This is a genomic window from Haemophilus haemolyticus (assembly GCF_001008275.1).
Taxonomy (GTDB): Bacteria; Pseudomonadota; Gammaproteobacteria; order Enterobacterales; family Pasteurellaceae; genus Haemophilus; species Haemophilus haemolyticus_P.
Genome location: NZ_LCTH01000054.1, coordinates 1 through 20,224, shown reverse-complemented (window position 1 = coordinate 20,224; position 20,224 = coordinate 1). Strand labels below are relative to the sequence as shown.

Sequence of the window (20,224 nt, the reverse complement as noted above, 5' to 3'; positions counted from 1 at the left end):
GCTCAAACTTTCCCTATATATTTAAACGCTTTCTTGTGGGCGATTAGCTCAGTTGGGAGAGCACCTCCCTTACAAGGAGGGGGTCACTGGTTCGAGACCGGTATCGCCCACCACCTTATTTTCAAATTCTCCAAATAATTTTCTTTTCCCGTTCAATCCATTACGTTTACGTGATAAAGTGCGCAGACATTGTCATGTCCTCATTTTAGTCTGTTATGCATTATAGGGAAAATTCATGATTGCTTATATTTTCTTAGCTTTATTCACGATTGCGGCAGTGATTTTTATCGTAAACTCCCATTATCGTTGGACTTATTTCTTTGCTATTACGCTTTTTACTTTTTTATTTGGCGGCATGCTTATGGTTTCTGGCCAATGGCAACGTGCTTTAAATTTTTCATCTGTACTTTTTGTGGTGCTAATGTTATTTCACCGTTTAAAAATTCATTATTACAAACAGCCTTTGTTAATTTCAGATTTCTTTCTTGTGGTGGATTGGCGAAATTGGGAAACCTTAATTCATTATAAAGGTGCATTGTTTGGCGTTATTGGGCTACTTGCGTTATTAGGTTATGCGATTTTGGGTTTTAATGATGTCGGATCTTTAGGGCTACTAGGTAACAGCATTGGAGCGTTATTGTTTATCGTTAGCTTTATCTTGATGTGGCATTATTCTAAAAAGCCAAGTGCGGTGCAAGTTTGGTTAGATTCTTTGCCCGATGATGGTCGTGATGTGTTTTTAAATTTACCAATGTCTTGCCGCGGTATTTTTTTCAAGGTGCCAAATTTTGATGGCAATAGCCAAAATTTTATTGAAAAAATGACTGCACTTTCATCTGATATAAACAACGTATCTGAAACAAAACCTGATATTGTTGTGACATTAATGGAATCCACGCTGAACCCTCATCAATTTGCTTTTAGTCAGCAATCTATTCCACCACTTTCCATGTTTGAGCCTCAAAGTGATACAGTATTTGCTTCGCCGTTGCGTGTACATACTTTTGCTGGCGCAACGTGGAAATCAGAATTTGCTTTTTTAGCCGGTGTGCCTTCGACCGATTTTGGCGCATTAGCAAGTGGCGTTTTTTATTCTGTTGTACCGCATTTGCAATCAGGTTTAGTGAAAAATCTAAAAGCTCAAGGATATTTTTGTGTTGCTTTGTCGCCTTTTACAAAAGGTAACTACAATGCGAAATCCGCTTATGATCATTTCGGTTTTGATTTGATGTTACAGCCGCAAGATCTTGGTTATCCTGCGCCTATCAGTAAAAATCTTTGGGATATTAGTAGTGAAGAAATGATGACGTACACCCGAATGATTTTGGAAAAGCAGCATCCGGCGTTAGAAAATGTAGATCAGCCAATGTTTGTTTATGTATTGACTATGCGAGAACATGGTCCATATGAATTGGGCATGGAAAATACATTTAATCTTCAAATGCCTAATTTAGGGGCTAAAAGTATTTCTGCATTGAATGATTATACTCAACGTATTGTCGCCTTGAATGATGCGATTGAAGGAATAAATAACTATTTACATGAACGTAAAAAGCCTTTTGTTCTAGGTTATTTCGGTGATCACCAAGTGGCATTTGATAATGTTATCCCACCGAAGAAAGGGGATTATGCTCAGCCCGATTATGTGACTCAATTTATTGTAAGAAGTAATTGTGCGAGTCAATTTAAGCAAGAACAAGGTTTTTTAGATCTCGCTTTTGCCGGAGGTGTCTTGATGAATGTAGCTGGATTATCAGCAGAAGATGAATTTATGAAAGCGAATATGGCTATGTGTAAATTAAGTAACGGAAAATTGGAAGATTCTTCTAATCCTGCATTTGTGAATGACTATCGTCATTACCTCTATCAAACCTTAAAAATTGCAAAATAGCTAAATAAAAAAGACCGATGTTGATAAATCGGTCTTTCCATTTTTATTCTTTTAACTCACCTAATACTTCAGATAATTGAGCCCCGACCAACACAACTAGCCAGCTAATCTGAATCCACAATAGCATAATCGGTAATGTTGCCATTGCGCCATAGATTAGTTGATAAGAAGGGAATGTGGTAATGTACCAAGTAAAGGCTTGTTTACCGAGTGTAAAGAAAATAGCGGCAATAAGCGCACCACAAGCAGAATATCTGATATCCACTTTCTTATTTGGCACGATGGTATAAATCAATGTGAAAATAAACCATGTGAAAAAGAACGGGAGTAAACTTAGCAATTTCACGCCGAGTGAAAGTGTTTCTGATTGTTCAAACATCACTTTTATATAAGAGCTAATCCCTATACTTGTACCTATAACGAGAGGTCCAAAAGTCAGAATCATCCAGTAAATCGCGAAAGAGGTAAAAATAGGGCGAACACTTGTATCATGCCAAATGCTGTTGAGGGTTCGGTCGATGTTATTAATTAGCATCAAGGCAACGGCAATTAAACTCACAATTCCCACCACACTCATTTTCTTTGAGTTTGATACGAATTGATCGATATATTCGCCCACCATATCACTTGCCGATGGCGCAAAATTGGTGAAAATCATTTCTTTCAGTTCTCCTGTCACTTCACTGAATACAGGAAATGCAGAGAATATAGAAAAAATCACCATCACCATTGGTACGATAGCAAGCATCGTGCTGTAAGTTAGTGCGCCAGCAGCTTGGTTGAGTTTATTTTCTGAAAAACGTTTCCAAAAGAGCTGGCTAAATTGTTTCAATGAAATCATAAAAATTCCCCACAGCAATGTTTAAATTTTTTACCAGAACCACATACACAAGGTTGTTTCATTGTAGGCAAGGATACGGTCGGATCCACAAAATACCAACGGTTTTCAATTTTCACAAAAATTGACCGTTCTTCATGAGCTAGTACTCTCTCTTCGCCTTGAAAAATAGCTTTAAATTCCACCGCACTTTGAGTTTTTGTGAGATTTTCTGTTTTTAGGATTTCTAACCCTAGCCATGTAGTATTGTCAGCCCATTCTTGCAATAGATGAGACTCTAATAAAGTTTGTTGGCTTGGCACAGTTGTTGCAACAATATAAGGTATATTTTTTAAAACATAAGCCGTATAACGTGAACGCATGAGTTGTTCTGCCGTTTCGGGAAACGCTTGTCTCAAATGAAATTTTCCACAACAATCTGCGTAATGATGACCAGATTGACATGGACAATCTTCGGAAAGTGCGGTTGAAATTTCTGACATATTTATCCCTGTTGTTTGAATTTCGATACTTGTGATCGAATTGATCGTTTAAAGGCTTCAGCTAATACTTCAATATCTAATGCCGCTTCTAGTTCAGCTTCATTTTTGGGTGCAGATAACAAGTGATTTAAATGGCGAATTGTTACTTGCGGGTAAGGACGCGTGAGCAATTTTAGTTCATCACCTTGTCTAATTTCTCCCGTTTCAATGACGCGCACATACCATCCGCTGAGCCCGGTTTGATAAATAATATCGCGAGTCTCTTCGTTTTCTGTATTTTTTGATAAACGCTCACAAGGTTTACGTGGCTGAGATACCTCTAAAATGGTTGAGCCGATTTGATAACGATCGCCAATGCAGACGTTGTCTTCATTCAAGCCTGACACGACAAAATTTTCTCCGTAGATGGCGGTTTCCATGTAAGAAAAATCTTTATTTAATAAAGCATTTAATTCATTAAAAGAATCTGCCGACATAAAAAAGAGAGATTTATCTACACCACCATGATGTTTTTTTAAACCCACATCGTTTCCTTCTGCACCAAGAGAATGAATTTTTACCGATGGCACTATTTTCTTACGAATTGCGCTTTCATATACGCTTCCATCTGAAAAGGTTAGGGTTTGAACTTGACCCACTTTTATGACTAAAATTTTTGCATTCATTTTGCTTTTTTATTGTTCTAAAAAAAATTTTCATGGAATTATAACCGAAAACGTTTAACTTTTTGACCGCACTTCTTTTTTTACTTATTATTCGTTACAACAAAAAACAAAAGGATATTCATTTATGCAATACGCTCTCTCTCGCACAGAACAAGGTAAAATCCTAGGCATCACGGCCAAAATGGCTAACCGCCATGGTCTTATTGCTGGCGCAACAGGTACGGGTAAAACTGTCACATTGCGTAAAATGGCAGAAGCCTTCAGTGATGATGGGGTACCGGTATTTTTAGTAGACGTAAAAGGCGATCTTTCTGGCTTAGTAAAGAGCGGTCAATTTCAGGGCAAAATTGCGGAACGAATTGAGCAGTTCGGGTTAGGCAATGAAAGTTATCTCAATGGCTATCCTGTTTCTTTTTGGGATGTTTTTGGCCAAACGGGCATTCCTCTTAGAACAACTATTTCTGAAATGGGGCCGTTGTTGCTTTCTCGTTTATTGAATCTAAATGCTACGCAAGAAGGACTGTTAAACCTCGTATTTCGTGTGGCAGATGATAAAGGTTTATTGCTCATTGATTTAAAAGATCTTCGTGCAATGCTGAAATATGTTGCAGAGAATGCGAAAACCTTCCAAGTTGAGTATGGCAATGTTTCGACCGCAAGTGTTGGTGCAATCCAACGGGCATTGCTGACACTTGAAAATGAAGGCGCTACAAATTTATTTGGTGAGCCAGCATTGAATCTAGATGACTGGATGCAAACTCACGATGGGCGAGGGGTGATTAATGTACTCAATTCTGAAAAATTGATTAATTCCCCAAGAATGTATAGCGCATTTCTATTATGGTTAATGGCAGAACTCTTTGAACAACTGCCAGAAGTAGGTGATCCTGAGAAACCTAAATTTGTTATGTTTTTTGATGAAGCACACTTATTGTTTGATGGTGCGCCGAGCGTACTCGTGGAAAAAGTAGAACAAGTTGTGCGTTTGATTCGTTCTAAAGGTGTGGGAATATATTTTGTCACGCAGAACCCACTTGATTTGCCAGATACCGTATTAGGGCAGTTAGGTAACCGTGTTCAACATGCTCTTCGTGCATTTACTCCACGCGATCAAAAAGCCGTGAAATCAGCTGCAGAAACTTTCCGAGCAAACCCTTCAGTGAATGTCGTCGAGACCATTTCAACCCTTGGTGTAGGGCAAGCATTAGTATCCTTTTTAGATGAAAAAGGTATGCCTACGCCAGTTGAAATTGCCTATATCTATCCGCCAAAAAGTCAGCTTTCACCATTAACCACAGACGAACGTAACGCTTGGGTGAAAGATGATGATCTTTATGCGTATTATAAAGAATACGTGGATAACGAATCTGCCTTTGAAGTATTAACTGCTCAAGCGGATTTAGCTGCGGTACAACAAAAACAAGCAGAGCAAGCCCAAGCGGAAGAAGAAAACGGCTTCTTAGGTAGTTTGAGCCGAATGATTTTTGGCACACAAAAGCGAGGTGAAAAATTATCGCCAACTGAGCAAATAGTAAATAGTGTTGCGCAATCTGTAGGGCGAAATATTCGAAATCAAATTACCAAGCAAATTATGAGAGGTATAATGGGCGCACTTAAGAGATAAAGTTGTATTTTCGAAAAATACTCACGTGCTTTTATTTATTCAAAAATCTGATTTCGCCTCAGGGTGAAATCATCACGTTAAATGGCAATAAGGAGATTTATTATGTCAGACGTATTCCACCTAAACCTCACAAAATCCCAATTGAAAGGGGCAACACTTGCTATTGTTCCGGGTGATCCTGCGCGTAGTGAGCGCATTGCGAAACTACTTGATAATCCAGAGTTTCTTGCAAGCACGCGTGAATTTACATCGTGGTTAGGTTATATCAATGGTCAGCCTATTGTTGTATGTTCTACGGGTATTGGTGGGCCATCAACATCAATTTGTGTAGAAGAACTTGCTCAACTTGGTGTTCGCACTTTCTTACGTATTGGCACAACTGGTGCGATTCAACCGCACATTAATGTAGGCGATGTTCTTATCACAACCGCTTCTGTTCGCTTAGATGGTGCAAGCCGTCATTTTGCACCGTTAGAATATCCAGCTGTGGCAAACTTTGAATGTACAACTGCACTTTATAATGCAGCGAAAGCAAAAGGTATTGAGCCTTATGTAGGCGTAACCGCTTCATCTGATACATTCTATCCTGGTCAAGAACGTTATGATACCTATAGCGGTAAAGTATATCGTGATTACCAAGGGCTACTTAAACAATGGCAAGATTTGAATGTAATGAACTACGAAATGGAATCCTCAACATTGTTTACCATGTGTAATGCATTAGGTTTGCGTGCTGGGATGGTTGCGGGCGTGATTGTAAACCGCACTCAGCAAGAAATTCCAAATGAAGCAACAATGAAACAAACGGAAGAAAAAGCGGTGTCTGTTGTTATCGCAGCCGCTCAGGCGTTGTTAAGTTAATGTCTTTTAATTGAAAGAATAAAGCCTTGTAATCTGCACCCAAAAGTTAGACGAAACAACTAGCTGATTAAGGTGCAGATTTTTTATGATTAAATATACCCAATCCGTCAAACAACAAGTGATCGATTTTTATCTTCGACACAGTAAAAATCCTTTTCTCACAAAGAAATATTTTCATTTTACTGACATAATCTTGAGAGACTGGATTAAACAATTTTGGGCTATCCTAGATACTAACTTAAATTCCTCTTAACTAATTGTTTTAAAGTGAGTTTAAAACTGCTCTAAACAGAATAACTCATAGAGTTTTGATAGTGAGAATTTAACTAAATCATCGACCATATAATCAATAAATCGTACAAATTCTGACTGAGTTGAACTAATGAAAGGTGGGTAATAGGCCTAAGTGAATTTAAATATGTAGAAAATGGTAGCAAAGCTTGAGGGGCAAACCCTATTTTACATTTTGCCCAAGGGTTGCAATATCAAATAAGAAGTTATCAAGAAATCCTGTTGAAAAATAGTATTTGAAAAGTATGTCAAGAAAAGGAAATTGTCTAGATAATACGATGATAAATAGCTTCTTTGGATGATAAAAACGGGGTTTACGACAGAAAATAATTTGATGCTTTTGAGCAACTAGAAAAACGATCCATGAATACATTCATTATTACAACCATAAGCGTATTCAGTTTAAACTAAGAGAAACTAACCCTATGATTCCCATAACTTAGCCTTGATTTAACAGCCTAACATTTTGGAGTTTGCTGAATTATCAAGGCTTTATTTTTTCTATCTAAAATGATGATAATTATAATGATACCCGACACTTGGGACTACAGGAATAACGGGTAGTGAACTTATCACTCGAGTCCTAACTTTATTATCACTCGCATTCAATTTTAAGTTAGTATCAACTTGACTTGCCACTTTATCTTTCTGTGCCTGAGTAACCGTATTACCACTTGTTACACGAGCATTATACTCTTGCACAGCCTTCATATCATAAACACCGCCACCAGTTTGTTCTGGTTGAGATGAACATGCTGCTAAACCTAAGATTGCACAACTAACAAAAACTATTTTTCTCATTAAATCATCCTATTTACAAATTACGTCAGTTAATACAGCCCTACCTTCTGATACATAATTCGCTGCTTTTTCCTTTAATGTTTTATTTTCTTTTAACTGAATACGCTTAGATAAATCTTTATCTGTAATTGAATAAACTGGCACATAACTTAAATTTTGAGGATCTTTTTGATTATAAATCGTCGCCCCCGTTACACTACCGTAATATTCACTTTTATCATTTGGCGAAAGATAATTGTGAGTTGAATTTGTGTAATCCACACCTCTTTTCACTTTAAATCCTTGACAAATGCCAGCTGGAGACTCAAAAACACTTTCTGATGAACTCATCTCATTAATTTTATAAACTTTCAACTCAATGCTTTGACCCAATTTCTGAGTATCATTACTTGATATATCAGAGCTAAAGGCTTTCTTATCTTTTTCATCAACATAAGTTACTGAACTAGATGTATCTTCAGCAATAGATAAATGCGGTATAAACAAACTAACTAGCATGCTACAAAATAAAGAAAAAGAAGTACAATTTTTGTAATTCATCTCCAGCTCTCCTTAACGTTCTTTAAAGTAATTTCTAATATTAAAATAGCTATTTGCCAATTAATAGTATAACTGAACTATATCAAAAAGACTTATATGATACTAGGTTATTTTTCAGGAGTTATACTTTTTGATTTTTCTTCGTTTTGAGCTTCTAAAGCATCACGCGCGGCACGAATACTTTTTTCAATTAGTGGAACACGCTCATCATCTTTCGGCATTAAGCGTAGCATCATCGCCCAAGTCACTGCCGCCATTTTATAATCTTCCGTTTCAAAATAACGGAATGCGAGTAAACTCAATGCTTCAATGTTAGTGTGATCTTGACGAATCACTTCACGCAATAAATCGCCACCTTTAAGTTTATCAGTCGCATCTTCAGAGAACATCAATATACGAGCATAACCTAATTTATATTGCACATTATCTGGTTCTAACTTGTTGGCCTTCTGATAACTATCAAATGCTAAACGTACATCACCTAAATTCATCCCAATCTGACCGAGCATCCACCATTTTTTTGCATCAGTTGGATTTTTCTGCAAATCGATTCGAAGTGCGGTAGAAAATTGCTGCATTTCTGCATCAGAAAATGGATTTTTGTCTTCATCTTTCATTCGATCAAAGAAATAGGGCAATTTCGCATATGTTTGCTCTAACATCGATTCAGCTTGCCAAGATCCCACCATAAAATAAGAAGAGCCTGCGATAATTCCTAGCGCCAACACGCCAGACACAAACCACACTTTTCCATAAGATTTACCTGAAGAATCCACATTCTCTTGAACTTTGCTCGGCACATCATCAAGCAAAGTTTTCTGTAATTCTTGTTTAAGTTGCTCAACATTTTCAACTAAACCTTGGGAATTATCTTGCTCAATTTCTTCCAAGCGCGAGAAATATAACGCCTTATTTAAATCATCACGTTTTTGCCCATGTTTCGCTTTGAATTGACGCAATAAAGGATAAAAACAAATTAATGCCACAACTAAAGTGGTTAATATAAAAATTAATGCAAAATTCATCTATTTATCCTTGTTTAATAATTCTGCCAAACGCGCATTATCTTCATCAGTTAAAACATCTTGGGATTTCAACGCACTTTGAGCTTTTGGTTTACGTCTTAATAAAAATACCACGCCTAACAATACAAGCAATAATGGCGCAATCCATAGCACTAATGTACCCGCTGTCATAGGTGGATCATAGGTTACAAAATTGCCATAGCGCGCCACCATATAATCCACTACGTCATTTTTCGATTTGCCTTCTTGTAAAAGCTCAAATACTTTGCCACGCATATCCACAGCAATAGTTGCGTTGGAATCCGCAATATTGTTATTTTGACATTGAGGGCAACGCAAAGATTGTGTTAATTGATGGTAATTACTCTCTTGCTGTGGAGAACTAAAATTAAGCGCATCAATGGATGAAAACGCCACTGAGCTAAACAAAAGTGCGGTCAAAAATAGCCATGTTTTTTTCATTATTGTTGCTCCGAAAGTTTGTCATAAATTGGTTTTAAAGTCTGAGTCCAAACTTTCTCGTTTACATCACCGGCATAACGATAATGAATCACGCCTTTACCATCTATAATAAAAGTTTCTGGCGCACCATATACCCCTAAATCCAAACCGAAAGAACCTTTTTCATCTTTTAAAACAACTTTATAAGGATTGCCAAGATCTTTTAACCACTTCATTGCTTTAGGTGATTCATCTTTATAATCTAAACCTATAATTCGCACACCGTCTTTAGCAAGTTTGTTTAAATATTGATGTTCGGCATAACAAGTCGGACACCAAGTCGCCCACACATTAAGCAAAACTGGCTTACCTTGTTGAAACAATTCAGTCGTGTAAGCTTTATTTTCAAACAACTCCGTTAAATTTTTTGCTGGCACAGGCTTTCCAACCAAAGCAGATTCTAGTGCTTTAATATCTTCACCTTGCGCATTACGTTTTAATTGCACTAAAAATGCAATTGTTATCGATAAAAAGAGAATAAGAGGAACGAGTAATTTTTTTTTCATTTTTTACCGCACTTTAAATATAAAAACCAAAGTTGGCTTTCCTGAAAGCTCACATTATTCACGCAAGCTAATTAAAACTTAAGGCACACCTTAATCAAGGTGCACCGTCATATTATTTTTTCAATAAAGCGTTAAATCGATAGCGGCGATCGAACATACACAACAATCCACCTAAAGCCATAAATAAGCCGCCAATCCAAATCCAGCGAATAAATGGCTTGTAATATAAGCGTAATGCCCAAGAATTGTCCTCAAGTTTTTCACCAAGTGCCACATAAAGGTCACGAGTTAAACCACCAGCAATGGCGGCTTCCGTCATAGACATACGACTTACTGTGTAAAAACGTTTTTCTGCGAATAAACTTGCCTCTGGTTGCCCATCTTTCGAAATATCAATTTTAGCTTTTCCACCAATATAGTTTGGACCATTCGCATCTGTCACACCGGCAAATTTAAAATCGTAACGATCAATTTGTGCACTCTCGCCAACTTTCATTCGAACATCACGTTCTACGCTAAAGTTTTGGCTAAATGCGATCCCCCAAACAGTCATTGCTACGCCTAAGTGAGCTAACATCATTCCCCAATGAGAACGAGATAGTTTGCGTACACCCACAAAGAATGGTTCACGATGCGTCGCACGTTGTTGCAATTCATAAAGCGCAAGTAACGCAATAATCACAGTCATCATTGAACCAAGCACCGAACTTACTGTAATTTTATCTTGCAAGAAGTAAGGTAACGCAAAACCTGCAATCACCATAACAAATACGCTGATAACAACAGGCGTACGAATTGCAGAAAATTGGTCTCTACGCCATTTCACCAAAGGTCCAATACCAAGCAATAATGCAAATGGTGTCATAATAATTAAGAACATTTGATCAAAGAATGGCGCACCAATAGAAATAGAACCTAAACCAAGTTGTTTGTGAACGAGAGGTAACAACGTTCCTAAGAAGACAACGCAAAGTGCGGTCATTAATAAGATATTATTTAATAACAACATACTTTCACGTGAATAGCGTTCTGCATTATCACGAGAGCGAATTTGACTTCCTTTATATGCATAGAGTGCTAGCGAACCGCCGATCACCACAACAAGGTAAGCCAAAATATACAAACCACGAGTTGGATCCGATGCAAATGCGTGAACTGAAACTAAGATACCAGAACGAACTAAGAACGTACCGAGTAAACAAAGTGAAAAAGCTAAAATCGCAAGTAATACCGTCCAAGCTTTAAAAGAACCACGTTTTTCTGTCACAGAAAGGGAGTGAATCAATGCTGTACCAGCAAGCCAAGGCATAAACGAGGAGTTTTCCACTGGATCCCAGAACCACCAGCCACCCCAGCCAAGCTCATAATAAGCCCACCAAGAACCGAGTACGATACCTAAAGTCAAAAACACCCAAGCAGCAAGCGTCCAAGGACGTGACCAACGAGCCCAAGCTGAATCTAATTTTCCCGTCATTAAGGATGCTATCGCAAACGCAAATGCCACAGAAAAACCAACATAGCCCATATAAAGTAATGGAGGATGAAAAATCAAGCCTACATCTTGCAACATTGGATTGAGCTCTTTTCCGTCCACTGGGAAATCAGGGAAAGTACGCGTAAAAGGATTTGAGGTGAACAAGACGAACAACACAAAACCTACGCTAATAATCCCCATAATACCAAGCACGCGAGCAACCGCTTCTTGAGGTAAATGTTTACTCAACAAAGCAACGGCAGATGACCAAACGGCCAGTAGCCAAATCCACAGTAATAAAGAACCTTCGTGAGAACCCCAGACGGCAGACAAACGATAATAAATGGGTAAAGCCGTATTAGAGTTATTCACCACATACTGAACACTAAAATCATTTACTGCGAATAAATAAAATAACGCAGCAAAAGCGATGCTTAGGCTTGCAAATAAACCATAAGTCATTGGGCGAGCTAATGCCATTAATTGTGCATTGCCCTTTTCTGCCCCCCACAAAGGGAAAATCGCCAACATAAGCGATACAGCTAAACTTAAAGCTAGCGCATAATTTCCTAATTCAGCAATCATTTTGCGCCTTCTTTTTCTTGACGATCACGTGTGCTTTCGCCTTTTAAATCCGCATCACCAATCCCCATTGGTTTATGCACTTTTTGCATTTTTTCACCTAATTCTGGTGGCACATAATTCTCATCGTGTTTAGCCAATACTTCTGTCGCAGTTAAAACGGTTGGCTGAGTTAATACACCTTGAGCCACAATCCCCTGCCCTTCACGGAAAAGATCCGGCAAAATACCTTCATATTCAACAGTGATCGCAGGTCCAATATCATTTAAATCAAACCGCACTTTTAAGCTTTTTGGATCACGCACTACCGTGCCTTCAACCACCATACCGCCAACACGAATACGTTGTCCCACTTCGGGTTTTTGATTCGGGTTATTATCCTTACCTTGAATCACTTCAGATGGCGTATAAAACAAGTCGATATTTTGACGTAACGCATACAGCATCAATCCACTTGCAATAGCAATGCCGAGCACAACAAAAATGACTAATTTAAATCTGGATTTACGTCTTGGATTCATAGTGTGTTCCCCTTATTTGCTTGTTGTAAACGTTCTTCGCGTTGTTGCTCACGCAATACATTTTGTAACACTGTCTTGCGTTGTTTTACACTTTGAACAATTAAGGCAATAACTGCCACTAAACTTACTGCATAGGATAACCATACGTAAAAACCGTAGCCACCCATATTAAAAAAATCACTCCAAGTCTGGAAAAACATAAAATATTCCTTATAAAAAATCGCTAAAAAACTAACCGCACTTTATTTCAGTGTTTGAGCCAATGCTTTAACCCAAGGGCGTTTCGCATCTTCTTTCAATAATTCCACGCGATAACGAACTAAAGTAAGCCAAATATACAAGGTTAAAAAACCGAAGATACATAAAATCAATGGAACCAACATTGGAATTGCAATGGATGGTTTTTCCAGTTTAGTGATACTCGCACCTTGATGTAACGTGTTCCACCATTCCACCGAAAAATGAATAATCGGTAAAATCACGACCGTTGTAATGCATAAAATCCCAGCCGCTTTTGCCCCTACATTACGATCTGAAAAAGCAGAATAAAGCGCTAATATACCAAGATAAAGAAAGAATAAGATCAATTCTGCAGTTAAGCGAGCATCCCACACCCACCAAGTGCCCCACATTGGTTTACCCCAAATTGCGCCCGTAACAAGCGATAAAAAAGTAAACAATGCACCAATTGGCGCCATTGCAATCATTGCGAGGTGAGCTTGCTTAATTTGCCACACAAGGGCAACCACAGCTGCAATCGCCATTGAACCGTACACGCCCATTGACCAAATCGCTGTCGGCACATGCACGTACATAATTCGGAAACTATTACCTTGTTGATAATCTGCTGGAGCGAATGCTAAGCCCCATACAATGCCGACACCGAGTAAAATAAGCGTTAAAAATGCAAATAGCGGACTTAATTTACCACAGATACGATATTGAGTTTCGGGTTTTGCATAAGGATGTAGCCACTTCCACATAAAAAAGATCCTTAAAAATTAAAGAGAAAAACCACCGCACTTTTATACGGTGGAATAAAATTAATTATCTAAACTAATTCGCAGTGCTGCTGCGATGGCAAAAGGCGAAAGCGTTACTGCTCCAACCATCATGGCACCTAAAATCGCCAGTTGTCCCCCATAAGGCACATTTAAGCCTGCCGCCTCTAATACTGATGAAGCAAAAATTAAAACGGGAATAAACAACGGAACAACAAGCAAACTCAACAACACGCCCCCTTTTCGCAATCCCACCGTTAAAGCCACGCCAATAGCACCGATACAGCTCAACACAGGGGTGCCGAGCAACAATGTCAAAACCAATGCCCACCAAATATTGACCTCAAGAGAAAGCAATAAAGCTGCAATCGGTGATAGCAAAATAAGCGGTAAACCGGTGAGCAACCAATGTGCAACGACTTTAGCCAAAGCCGTCATCGGTAAAGGCTGTGCGGTTAACATTAATTGTTCAAGAGAGCCATCAATAAAATCATCACGAAACAAACGTTCAAAAGAAAGCAATGCTGAAAGTAATGCGGCTACCCATGCAATACCTGGTGCGATACGGGAAAGTAATTTTGGATCTGGCCCAATAACAAGCGGAAACAAAGTAATCACAAGCAAAAAGAACCATAGCGGATTTAAAATCTCCGCATTTTTGCGCATCGCAATTTGAAGTTCTCGTTTAATTATCTCTAAAAAAATCATTAAGTTATTCCGCTTTATAAGCCGCTAAATTCAATTTTTGCAGATGAGAACTTGGCACTTCTTGGTGGCTAGTCAACAACACAATACCACCTCGTTGAGCATGCTCATCAAAAAGTGCGGTTAGAATTTCCACACCTTTTTTATCAATCGCAGTAAACGGCTCATCTAAAATCCATAAGGGCGCTTGAGACAACCATAAACGACCTAATGCAATACGTTTTTGTTGCCCTGCAGAAAGTTGTGCGGCGGGCAAATCTTCACGACCTAATAATCCCACTTTCTTAAGCAAATCCCACAAAATATCAGTATTTTGTTCAGCTTGACTAATTCGTTGATAAAACTGCAAATTTTCCCATGCGGTTAACTCTGGTTTTACGCCTGAAAGATGACCTAAATAAAGCAAATTCTGATGATACTGTTCACGTTGTTTAGAAATGGCTTCAGAATTCCACCGAACTTCGCCTTCCAAAGGTTGAGCTAACCCCGCAAGAATACGCAATAAACTGGTTTTACCTATGCCATTATGCCCTTCAATTTGCACAAAATCACCGCTATTAAAATCGCAAGTCAAAGCACGAAAAAGTACTCGCTCACCACGTTGGCAGGATAAATTTTGCAGAGATAACTTGTGTGGTTCAAACATAATTGCAAAGGGAAAATAAAAAGTGGCGGTATTCTATCATAAGAGAAATATTTGACGAGATTTTAGCCCTCAAAACAAATAACTCTTTAGGTGTAGATCGATAGGTTTATTGATTTAAAACAAGGTTTAATAAATTCGTCTATTAATGCAAAAGGAAAAACATTTAATGATCTAAATCAAAATTTTTGCTATTATTTGCCCACTTTTGGTTATAGACCAAAACCCTCAACGAAATTTGTCTTTACATAGAAGGAATAAATTATGGCTTACACTTTACCTGAATTAGGCTACGCCTACAATGCATTAGAACCACATTTCGATGCGCAAACAATGGAAATCCACCACAGCAAACACCACCAAGCTTATGTAAACAATGCAAACGCTGCATTAGAAGGTTTACCTGCTGAGTTAGTGGAAATGTGCCCAGGTCAATTAGTTTCTAACCTTGACAAAATCCCTGCAGAAAAACGTGGCGTATTACGCAATAACGCAGGCGGTCATGCAAACCACAGCTTATTCTGGAAAGGCTTGAAAAAAGGCACCACCTTACAGGGCGCATTAAAAGATGCTATCGAACGTGATTTCGGTTCTGTAGATGCATTTAAAGCAGAATTTGAAAAAGCAGCAGCAACTCGTTTCGGTTCAGGTTGGGCGTGGTTAGTATTAACTGCTGAAGGTAAATTAGCCGTGGTATCAACAGCAAACCAAGATAACCCATTAATGGGTAAAGAAGTGGCAGGTTGTGAAGGTTTCCCACTTTTAGGTTTAGACGTTTGGGAACACGCTTACTACTTAAAATTCCAAAACCGTCGTCCAGACTACATTAAAGAATTCTGGAACGTGGTAAACTGGGATTTCGTTGCAGAACGTTTTGAACAAAAAACAGCACACTGCAATTGTGCAAAATAATAAATATTGAAGAAGCCTAGCAAACGCTAGGCTTTTCTTCTTTACCGATACTCAATATATAAAACTGCGGTGAAAACCACTATCCCAAAAGTTAGACTATTATCAACAGGATAATCAACCCTAATTTTGTGTAGCTAATTTTTCCATTCGATCATTTGCTCAATCAATAAAATTAATTTTTTTCTTTCCATATCATCTAATTGATTTAATAATCGATCAAGTTGATAAATTTGATCCGATGGTTGCAAACTACTATCTGTGATCAAATCGGACACTCGGCATTGAAACAGTGTTGCAAATTCACATAAACGCTCTACATTTAATCCAATCTTACCGCGCTCCATTCTAGAAATGGCATCATTACTTAATCCCAATATTTCTGCCACTTTTGCTTGTGATAAACCTGAGGCTTTCCGATATTTTGCAATAGAAGCTCCCACTTGTTTATTTATCTCAACTTTATCTTTCACGCCATTTTCTTTATTTCATTTTTTGAATGGAACGAGTATAGACATTCACCACCCAATAAAAAGAGAATTAAAATCTTGCAATAAAGACTTAAATTCTTACAATAAGCGAGATTTTATACAAAATATTTTTCTCACCCGAATCAACCGTGCAGATATTTCACATAAAATACGTGCATATATTGAAATCAAGAGAATAATTATGTCGAACAAACACGAAAAACTAGCTGAACGTTTAGCTTCTATTTTGGTGGAATTGAATACCACAGGGCAGATTGATATTAATGAATTAGCTGATCGCTTTTCTATCGGCATTCGCACCTTACAAAAAGATCTAAATGAACGTCTTGTTTTCTTAAATTGGGAACAAAATGGACCGCGCTTTTATCGTTTAAACCGCGCTCAACTCGGTGTATTCACTAAAGAAGATATTGAACGATTTGCCCATTTCGCTAGTGTGCAAGATCTTTTCCCTAAAATAGATCGTGAATTTTTTCAACATAGTTTAAATGAAAGTATTGCCGTTAAAGGATTACATTACGAAACGATTCAGCATCGCCAACAAGAATTTAAACAACTTCAAAATGCCATTGAAAAACATTGCATAGTGCAATTTACCTATCAAAAACTAGGCACTCAAAATGCCTCAAATCGTGAAGTTGAGCCTTATGTGCTGTTAAATAAAAACGGAGTTTGGTATCTAATCGGTCTTGAAAATGGAAAACAAAAAACCTTTTGCTTCACTCAAATCCACTTTTTAAAAATAACAGATAAAACATTCAAACCTGATGAACAATTTCTGTCAGAAATTCAAAAAAGCGACAGCATTTCTCACGGCAATCAAATTAGTGAAGTTGTAATCAAAGTAGATGCTTCCGTTGCTCATTATTTCACTCGACGTAATTTGCTACCGAACCAAGAAACTATCCGAAAATTAGAAAATGGCGAGCTTCTGCTCTCTTGTAAAAACATTCACGAGTTAGAAATTATTCCATTGGTGCAATATTGGATTCCATTTTTAACTATCGTCAGCCCGAATGATTTACAAGAACGAATGATTTCTAATCTTCAGAAATATATTTTATGTCAATAATTTTAATTTAAAGGAATATTACTATGATGAATAAAAATTTAATTTCTAACCAAGAAAAATTCTTATCTTATTTAGATCAAGTAAAACAGCTAACAACATCTATTGAACTTGCAGATAATGGTTTAGAAAACCTGACTCAACGTATTGAACAAGCGGAGCTTATTGTTCCTGTTGTTGGTGGATTTAGCGCTGGAAAAAGTACGCTGATCAACTCTTTTTTAGGTAGTGATTTACTTCCAACTGCAATTACACCTGAAACGGCTTTAGCAACAGAGTTACGTTATAGCCCAACAGACTACATTGAGGCAGTACAAGCCGATGGAAATATTATTCGTTATGAAATTTCCCAATTAGGTGAAATTAAAGATAATGCTCAGAACTTTAAATTTCTTCGCCTTTTCTTAAATAATCAAAATCTTGCCGAAATTCAACCGCTTGTATTAGTAGATATGCCCGGATTTGATGCACCAATTGAAAACCACCGTCAGGCAATTTTGGAATATCTTAATCGTGGTACCTATTTTATTTTCTTAACTAGTATTGAAGATGGCACAATCACACGCACAATGCACCAAGAAATTAAAAATTTACGCTTATTTGGTAAAGGTTTTGCATTCTGCTTGAGTAAAACGAATTTACGCTCTCCCTCAGATGTAAAACAAGTGCAACAAGCGATGCAAACACAATTAAAAACGCAATATCGTTTTAATCAAGATGTTGTTTTATTAGATGATAATGGCGGTGCAAATCTTAAACAAATTTTAACTGCCATTCAGCCTGAAGAATTATTTAAATCGTTATTTATTGATGATTTACAAGATAATTATTTCCGTAATGAAGAAAGTTTACGATTAACTATCGCAACATTAATGACAAGTAAGGAAGAAAGTGAAACAGCCATACGGGCATTACAAGATGGTATTGCAAAATTACAAGCTAAAAAAGAAAAAGCGATTGAAGACGTAGAAAGTCGATATTCGAATAATGGGATTGATAGCATCGCAGATAGTGTAGGGCAGTCAATAATGATGCAGCGTGAAAACCTTATTTCACTTGCACTTAACAATCAGACTGAATTTCAGCGTTTACTTGCTGATTGTGTGCAAAGTAATTTATTAACTGAAGTTAAATCAAGAATGCAAGATATTAGTAGCGACGTAATTTCAAGTTTTCGATTTGAATTGCAAAATAGCTTTATTACTGCTCCACAAAATTTCCAAATTGATAATTCATTTATTGATCGTATTGCCCAAAATTCAGAGCGATTACTACAAGGTGCTCAGTCAGGCTTAAAAGTTTTAGCTGAAAATGCTGGAGTATTGAGTAAAAATGCCCCGAACAATGTTTATCGTACCATCGCTTCTATTATTGGAATTACTACGTCAATCGTCTCACCTGTAGTGGAAGTTGCCCTTATCTTCTTACCAGAGATCTTAGGTTTCTTTACTCAAGATTCAAAAGAAGAACAACTACGTCGTCAGCAACAAGAGCAGCGTTCTGCAGTGGAACGCCAATTATTGATGGAAATTATCCCACAAATTAAAGGCAAAATTCGTCAAGAACTACCACCGCTCTTTAAGCAAAATGTTGCTCAACTAATTCAACAAGTTGCCGAACAATTTGAAGTAGAACTTTCACAAAAACAAGCAGAAGTGAGCCAAGCAGTTGCGGAAAAAGAAGCGAAAGCAGAAGAAATTAACGTTCGCGTTACCCAGCTTGAAACAGTGAAGCAACAATTATCAGATTTAGCTAAACCAGTGCTTTTTGCTTAGTATGATGTTTTTTATGAGGCCGCTTGTAAAAAGAGCGGTCAAAAAATAGATTATTGTAACCAAAGGTAAGTATTTATGACTCAAAATATTTCTAATCAACTTATTGAATTTAACGACAAAATTTTTACTTTTCTACAATCTAAAGATTTAGATAAAGAAGTAACTATTCAAAATGCAAAAGAAGCAAATGGTATTGGAGATACCAAAAACCTACAGGCTGCCCTCGATGAAGTAAATAATGTTGATCGTTTATTACGTGTGGGAATTATTGGGCGTGTGAAAGCAGGGAAAAGCTCATTATTAAATGCTTTAATCTTTAATGGGAAAGATATTCTTCCTAAGGCAGCAACGCCAATGACAGCAGCACTTACTCGTATGGAATACAGCGAAAATGTACGTGCAGAAGTGGAATTTTATGATCAAGCCGATTTAGACCAAATCGCAGAAAATAGCCGTCGTTATGAGCAAAATTTTGAAACAGCAAAAAAAGCTCGTCTTGCTGAATTAACACAAGAAAATGAGTTGTTAAAAAAAGAACGCCGTCAATCTGAAATTATGGCGGAGAGTGAAATAAAACAGTTAGCTGAAGAGTACGCACGTAGTGAAGTAGAAAAATCAATCGAATTATCTTCTGCATATGATCAGTACCAACGCATTAAACAAGCCAAAGTAAAACTTTCAGAACTAAAAGCACATTCTGAAATTAATGCTCAAAGCACAGAAGATTTAATGGGAAAATTAAAAGATTATGTAGGTTCAAACGGTCAATATATGCCGTTCACTAAATCGGTAAAACTTTATATTCCTGAAGAAGGCTTAAAAGGCTTAGAAATTGTCGATACTCCGGGGGTAAACGATCCTGTTCAGTCTCGTGAAGAACGAACCAATTCATTTTTATCGCAATGTGATGTTGTATTAGTTGTTTCTCCTTCAGGACAATTTTTAAGTTCTGAAGATATGGAATTAATGGGGCGTGTTACCACTAAAAATGGTATTCAGGAAACTTATATCATTGCCAGCCAAGCAGAT

Annotated in this window: 22 protein-coding genes, 1 tRNA gene and 1 pseudogene; 9 read left to right on the top strand and 15 right to left on the bottom strand. The window is 37.5% G+C overall.

From position 1 onward, the window contains the following. The first annotated feature begins 37 nt into the window (after positions 1-37). Positions 38-113: transfer RNA gene (locus AAX15_RS07710), tRNA-Val, on the top strand. Between the two features lie 122 nt (positions 114-235). After that, a complete protein-coding gene (lpt6, locus tag AAX15_RS07705; RefSeq protein WP_046939902.1) occupies positions 236-1,891 on the top strand; it encodes a phosphoethanolamine transferase Lpt6 in 1,656 nt (551 codons plus the stop codon). Between the two features lie 43 nt (positions 1,892-1,934). On the opposite strand, the gene AAX15_RS07700 is transcribed toward lpt6, so the two are convergent. From AAX15_RS07700 to AAX15_RS07690, 3 genes are read right to left on the bottom strand one after another with little or no spacing between them, the layout of a single operon-like run. Next, positions 1,935-2,732, bottom strand: coding sequence for a virulence factor BrkB family protein (locus AAX15_RS07700; protein WP_046939900.1), 798 nt, complete (start codon positions 2,730-2,732; stop codon positions 1,935-1,937). Beyond that, complete coding sequence (locus tag AAX15_RS07695; protein ID WP_046939898.1) at positions 2,729-3,211, bottom strand: YchJ family protein; 483 nt, start codon at positions 3,209-3,211, stop codon at positions 2,729-2,731. Before AAX15_RS07695 ends, AAX15_RS07700 begins: the two co-directional genes overlap by 4 nt. Positions 3,212-3,213: 2 nt before the next feature. Further along, positions 3,214-3,876 (bottom strand): MOSC domain-containing protein, encoded by a 663-nt coding sequence (locus tag AAX15_RS07690; RefSeq protein ID WP_046939897.1) that lies wholly within the window; start codon positions 3,874-3,876, stop codon positions 3,214-3,216. A 124-nt stretch (positions 3,877-4,000) separates the two neighbouring features. Here AAX15_RS07690 and AAX15_RS07685 point away from each other — a divergent pair, with 124 nt between their 5' ends. The 3 genes and pseudogenes from AAX15_RS07685 to AAX15_RS09735 form a co-directional block, all read left to right on the top strand. Beyond that, positions 4,001-5,500: a helicase HerA-like C-terminal domain-containing protein gene (locus AAX15_RS07685; RefSeq protein ID WP_046939895.1), complete on the top strand. Its 1,500-nt coding sequence runs from the start codon at positions 4,001-4,003 to the stop codon at positions 5,498-5,500. A gap of 102 nt (positions 5,501-5,602) precedes the next feature. Next, positions 5,603-6,361, top strand: coding sequence for a uridine phosphorylase (gene udp / locus AAX15_RS07680; protein ID WP_046939893.1), 759 nt, complete (start codon positions 5,603-5,605; stop codon positions 6,359-6,361). Between the two features lie 444 nt (positions 6,362-6,805). Beyond that, positions 6,806-7,095, top strand: a pseudogene (locus AAX15_RS09735) (IS3 family transposase); the annotation flags it as partial. Positions 7,096-7,153: 58 nt separating this feature from the next. On the opposite strand, the gene AAX15_RS07675 reads toward AAX15_RS09735, so the two are convergent. The 11 genes from AAX15_RS07675 to ccmA all read right to left on the bottom strand — a co-directional run bounded on the left by AAX15_RS07675 (position 7,154) and on the right by ccmA (position 14,954). Continuing rightward, positions 7,154-7,453, bottom strand: a complete 300-nt coding sequence (locus AAX15_RS07675; protein ID WP_046939891.1) for a hypothetical protein — start codon at positions 7,451-7,453, stop codon at positions 7,154-7,156. Positions 7,454-7,462: 9 nt separating this feature from the next. Continuing rightward, positions 7,463-7,993: a hypothetical protein gene (locus AAX15_RS07670; protein ID WP_046939889.1), complete on the bottom strand. Its 531-nt coding sequence runs from the start codon at positions 7,991-7,993 to the stop codon at positions 7,463-7,465. Between the two features lie 107 nt (positions 7,994-8,100). Then, positions 8,101-9,018 (bottom strand): c-type cytochrome biogenesis protein CcmI, encoded by a 918-nt coding sequence (gene ccmI / locus AAX15_RS07665; protein WP_046939887.1) that lies wholly within the window; start codon positions 9,016-9,018, stop codon positions 8,101-8,103. Continuing rightward, positions 9,019-9,480, bottom strand: a complete 462-nt coding sequence (locus AAX15_RS07660) for a cytochrome c-type biogenesis protein (RefSeq protein ID WP_046939885.1) — start codon at positions 9,478-9,480, stop codon at positions 9,019-9,021. Continuing rightward, positions 9,480-10,025 (bottom strand): DsbE family thiol:disulfide interchange protein, encoded by a 546-nt coding sequence (locus AAX15_RS07655; RefSeq protein ID WP_009500093.1) that lies wholly within the window; start codon positions 10,023-10,025, stop codon positions 9,480-9,482. Before AAX15_RS07655 ends, AAX15_RS07660 begins: the two co-directional genes overlap by 1 nt. A 112-nt stretch (positions 10,026-10,137) precedes the next feature. Next, positions 10,138-12,084, bottom strand: coding sequence for a heme lyase CcmF/NrfE family subunit (locus AAX15_RS07650; protein ID WP_046939883.1), 1,947 nt, complete (start codon positions 12,082-12,084; stop codon positions 10,138-10,140). Continuing rightward, positions 12,081-12,602, bottom strand: a complete 522-nt coding sequence (ccmE, locus tag AAX15_RS07645) for a cytochrome c maturation protein CcmE (protein WP_005631161.1) — start codon at positions 12,600-12,602, stop codon at positions 12,081-12,083. Before ccmE ends, AAX15_RS07650 begins: the two co-directional genes overlap by 4 nt. Continuing rightward, on the bottom strand, positions 12,599-12,802 hold the full coding sequence (gene ccmD, locus AAX15_RS07640; RefSeq protein ID WP_005634314.1) for a heme exporter protein CcmD: 204 nt from the start codon (positions 12,800-12,802) through the stop codon (positions 12,599-12,601). Before ccmD ends, ccmE begins: the two co-directional genes overlap by 4 nt. A gap of 42 nt (positions 12,803-12,844) precedes the next feature. Beyond that, positions 12,845-13,585 carry a heme ABC transporter permease gene (locus AAX15_RS07635; RefSeq protein ID WP_005634316.1) on the bottom strand — a complete coding sequence of 247 codons (741 nt, stop codon included), beginning with the start codon at positions 13,583-13,585 and terminating at the stop codon, positions 12,845-12,847. A 60-nt stretch (positions 13,586-13,645) separates the two neighbouring features. Then, on the bottom strand, positions 13,646-14,311 hold the full coding sequence (ccmB, locus tag AAX15_RS07630) for a heme exporter protein CcmB (protein ID WP_005637214.1): 666 nt from the start codon (positions 14,309-14,311) through the stop codon (positions 13,646-13,648). A gap of 4 nt (positions 14,312-14,315) precedes the next feature. Continuing rightward, a complete protein-coding gene (gene ccmA, locus AAX15_RS07625) occupies positions 14,316-14,954 on the bottom strand; it encodes a cytochrome c biogenesis heme-transporting ATPase CcmA (RefSeq protein ID WP_046939881.1) in 639 nt (212 codons plus the stop codon). Positions 14,955-15,215: 261 nt separating this feature from the next. Here ccmA and sodA point away from each other — a divergent pair, with 261 nt between their 5' ends. Beyond that, positions 15,216-15,863 (top strand): superoxide dismutase [Mn], encoded by a 648-nt coding sequence (gene sodA, locus AAX15_RS07620; protein ID WP_046939880.1) that lies wholly within the window; start codon positions 15,216-15,218, stop codon positions 15,861-15,863. 134 nt (positions 15,864-15,997) lie between these two features. On the opposite strand, the gene AAX15_RS07615 is transcribed toward sodA, so the two are convergent. Continuing rightward, positions 15,998-16,333, bottom strand: a complete 336-nt coding sequence (locus tag AAX15_RS07615; RefSeq protein WP_046939878.1) for a helix-turn-helix domain-containing protein — start codon at positions 16,331-16,333, stop codon at positions 15,998-16,000. A gap of 199 nt (positions 16,334-16,532) precedes the next feature. On the opposite strand from AAX15_RS07615, the gene AAX15_RS07610 reads away from it, so the two are divergent. The 3 genes from AAX15_RS07610 to AAX15_RS07600 form a co-directional block, all read left to right on the top strand. Beyond that, on the top strand, positions 16,533-17,423 hold the full coding sequence (locus AAX15_RS07610) for a helix-turn-helix transcriptional regulator (RefSeq protein ID WP_046939877.1): 891 nt from the start codon (positions 16,533-16,535) through the stop codon (positions 17,421-17,423). 23 nt (positions 17,424-17,446) lie between these two features. Continuing rightward, entirely contained in the window at positions 17,447-19,195 is a 1,749-nt protein-coding gene (locus AAX15_RS07605) for a dynamin family protein (protein ID WP_046939875.1), read from the top strand. 75 nt (positions 19,196-19,270) lie between these two features. Beyond that, the coding region (locus tag AAX15_RS07600) for a dynamin family protein (RefSeq protein WP_046939874.1) at positions 19,271-20,224 on the top strand (954 nt) is incomplete at its 3' end.

Coding starts and splice junctions, on each gene's coding strand:
- lpt6 (WP_046939902.1), top strand. CDS start 236: ATGATTGCTTATATTTTCTTAGCTTTATTCACGATTGCGGCAGTGATT.
- AAX15_RS07700 (WP_046939900.1), bottom strand. CDS start 2,732: ATGATTTCATTGAAACAATTTAGCCAGCTCTTTTGGAAACGTTTTTCA.
- AAX15_RS07695 (WP_046939898.1), bottom strand. CDS start 3,211: ATGTCAGAAATTTCAACCGCACTTTCCGAAGATTGTCCATGTCAATCT.
- AAX15_RS07690 (WP_046939897.1), bottom strand. CDS start 3,876: ATGAATGCAAAAATTTTAGTCATAAAAGTGGGTCAAGTTCAAACCCTA.
- AAX15_RS07685 (WP_046939895.1), top strand. CDS start 4,001: ATGCAATACGCTCTCTCTCGCACAGAACAAGGTAAAATCCTAGGCATC.
- udp (WP_046939893.1), top strand. CDS start 5,603: ATGTCAGACGTATTCCACCTAAACCTCACAAAATCCCAATTGAAAGGG.
- AAX15_RS07675 (WP_046939891.1), bottom strand. CDS start 7,453: ATGAGAAAAATAGTTTTTGTTAGTTGTGCAATCTTAGGTTTAGCAGCA.
- AAX15_RS07670 (WP_046939889.1), bottom strand. CDS start 7,993: ATGAATTACAAAAATTGTACTTCTTTTTCTTTATTTTGTAGCATGCTA.
- ccmI (WP_046939887.1), bottom strand. CDS start 9,018: ATGAATTTTGCATTAATTTTTATATTAACCACTTTAGTTGTGGCATTA.
- AAX15_RS07660 (WP_046939885.1), bottom strand. CDS start 9,480: ATGAAAAAAACATGGCTATTTTTGACCGCACTTTTGTTTAGCTCAGTG.
- AAX15_RS07655 (WP_009500093.1), bottom strand. CDS start 10,025: ATGAAAAAAAAATTACTCGTTCCTCTTATTCTCTTTTTATCGATAACA.
- AAX15_RS07650 (WP_046939883.1), bottom strand. CDS start 12,084: ATGATTGCTGAATTAGGAAATTATGCGCTAGCTTTAAGTTTAGCTGTA.
- ccmE (WP_005631161.1), bottom strand. CDS start 12,602: ATGAATCCAAGACGTAAATCCAGATTTAAATTAGTCATTTTTGTTGTG.
- ccmD (WP_005634314.1), bottom strand. CDS start 12,802: ATGTTTTTCCAGACTTGGAGTGATTTTTTTAATATGGGTGGCTACGGT.
- AAX15_RS07635 (WP_005634316.1), bottom strand. CDS start 13,585: ATGTGGAAGTGGCTACATCCTTATGCAAAACCCGAAACTCAATATCGT.
- ccmB (WP_005637214.1), bottom strand. CDS start 14,311: ATGATTTTTTTAGAGATAATTAAACGAGAACTTCAAATTGCGATGCGC.
- ccmA (WP_046939881.1), bottom strand. CDS start 14,954: ATGTTTGAACCACACAAGTTATCTCTGCAAAATTTATCCTGCCAACGT.
- sodA (WP_046939880.1), top strand. CDS start 15,216: ATGGCTTACACTTTACCTGAATTAGGCTACGCCTACAATGCATTAGAA.
- AAX15_RS07610 (WP_046939877.1), top strand. CDS start 16,533: ATGTCGAACAAACACGAAAAACTAGCTGAACGTTTAGCTTCTATTTTG.
- AAX15_RS07605 (WP_046939875.1), top strand. CDS start 17,447: ATGATGAATAAAAATTTAATTTCTAACCAAGAAAAATTCTTATCTTAT.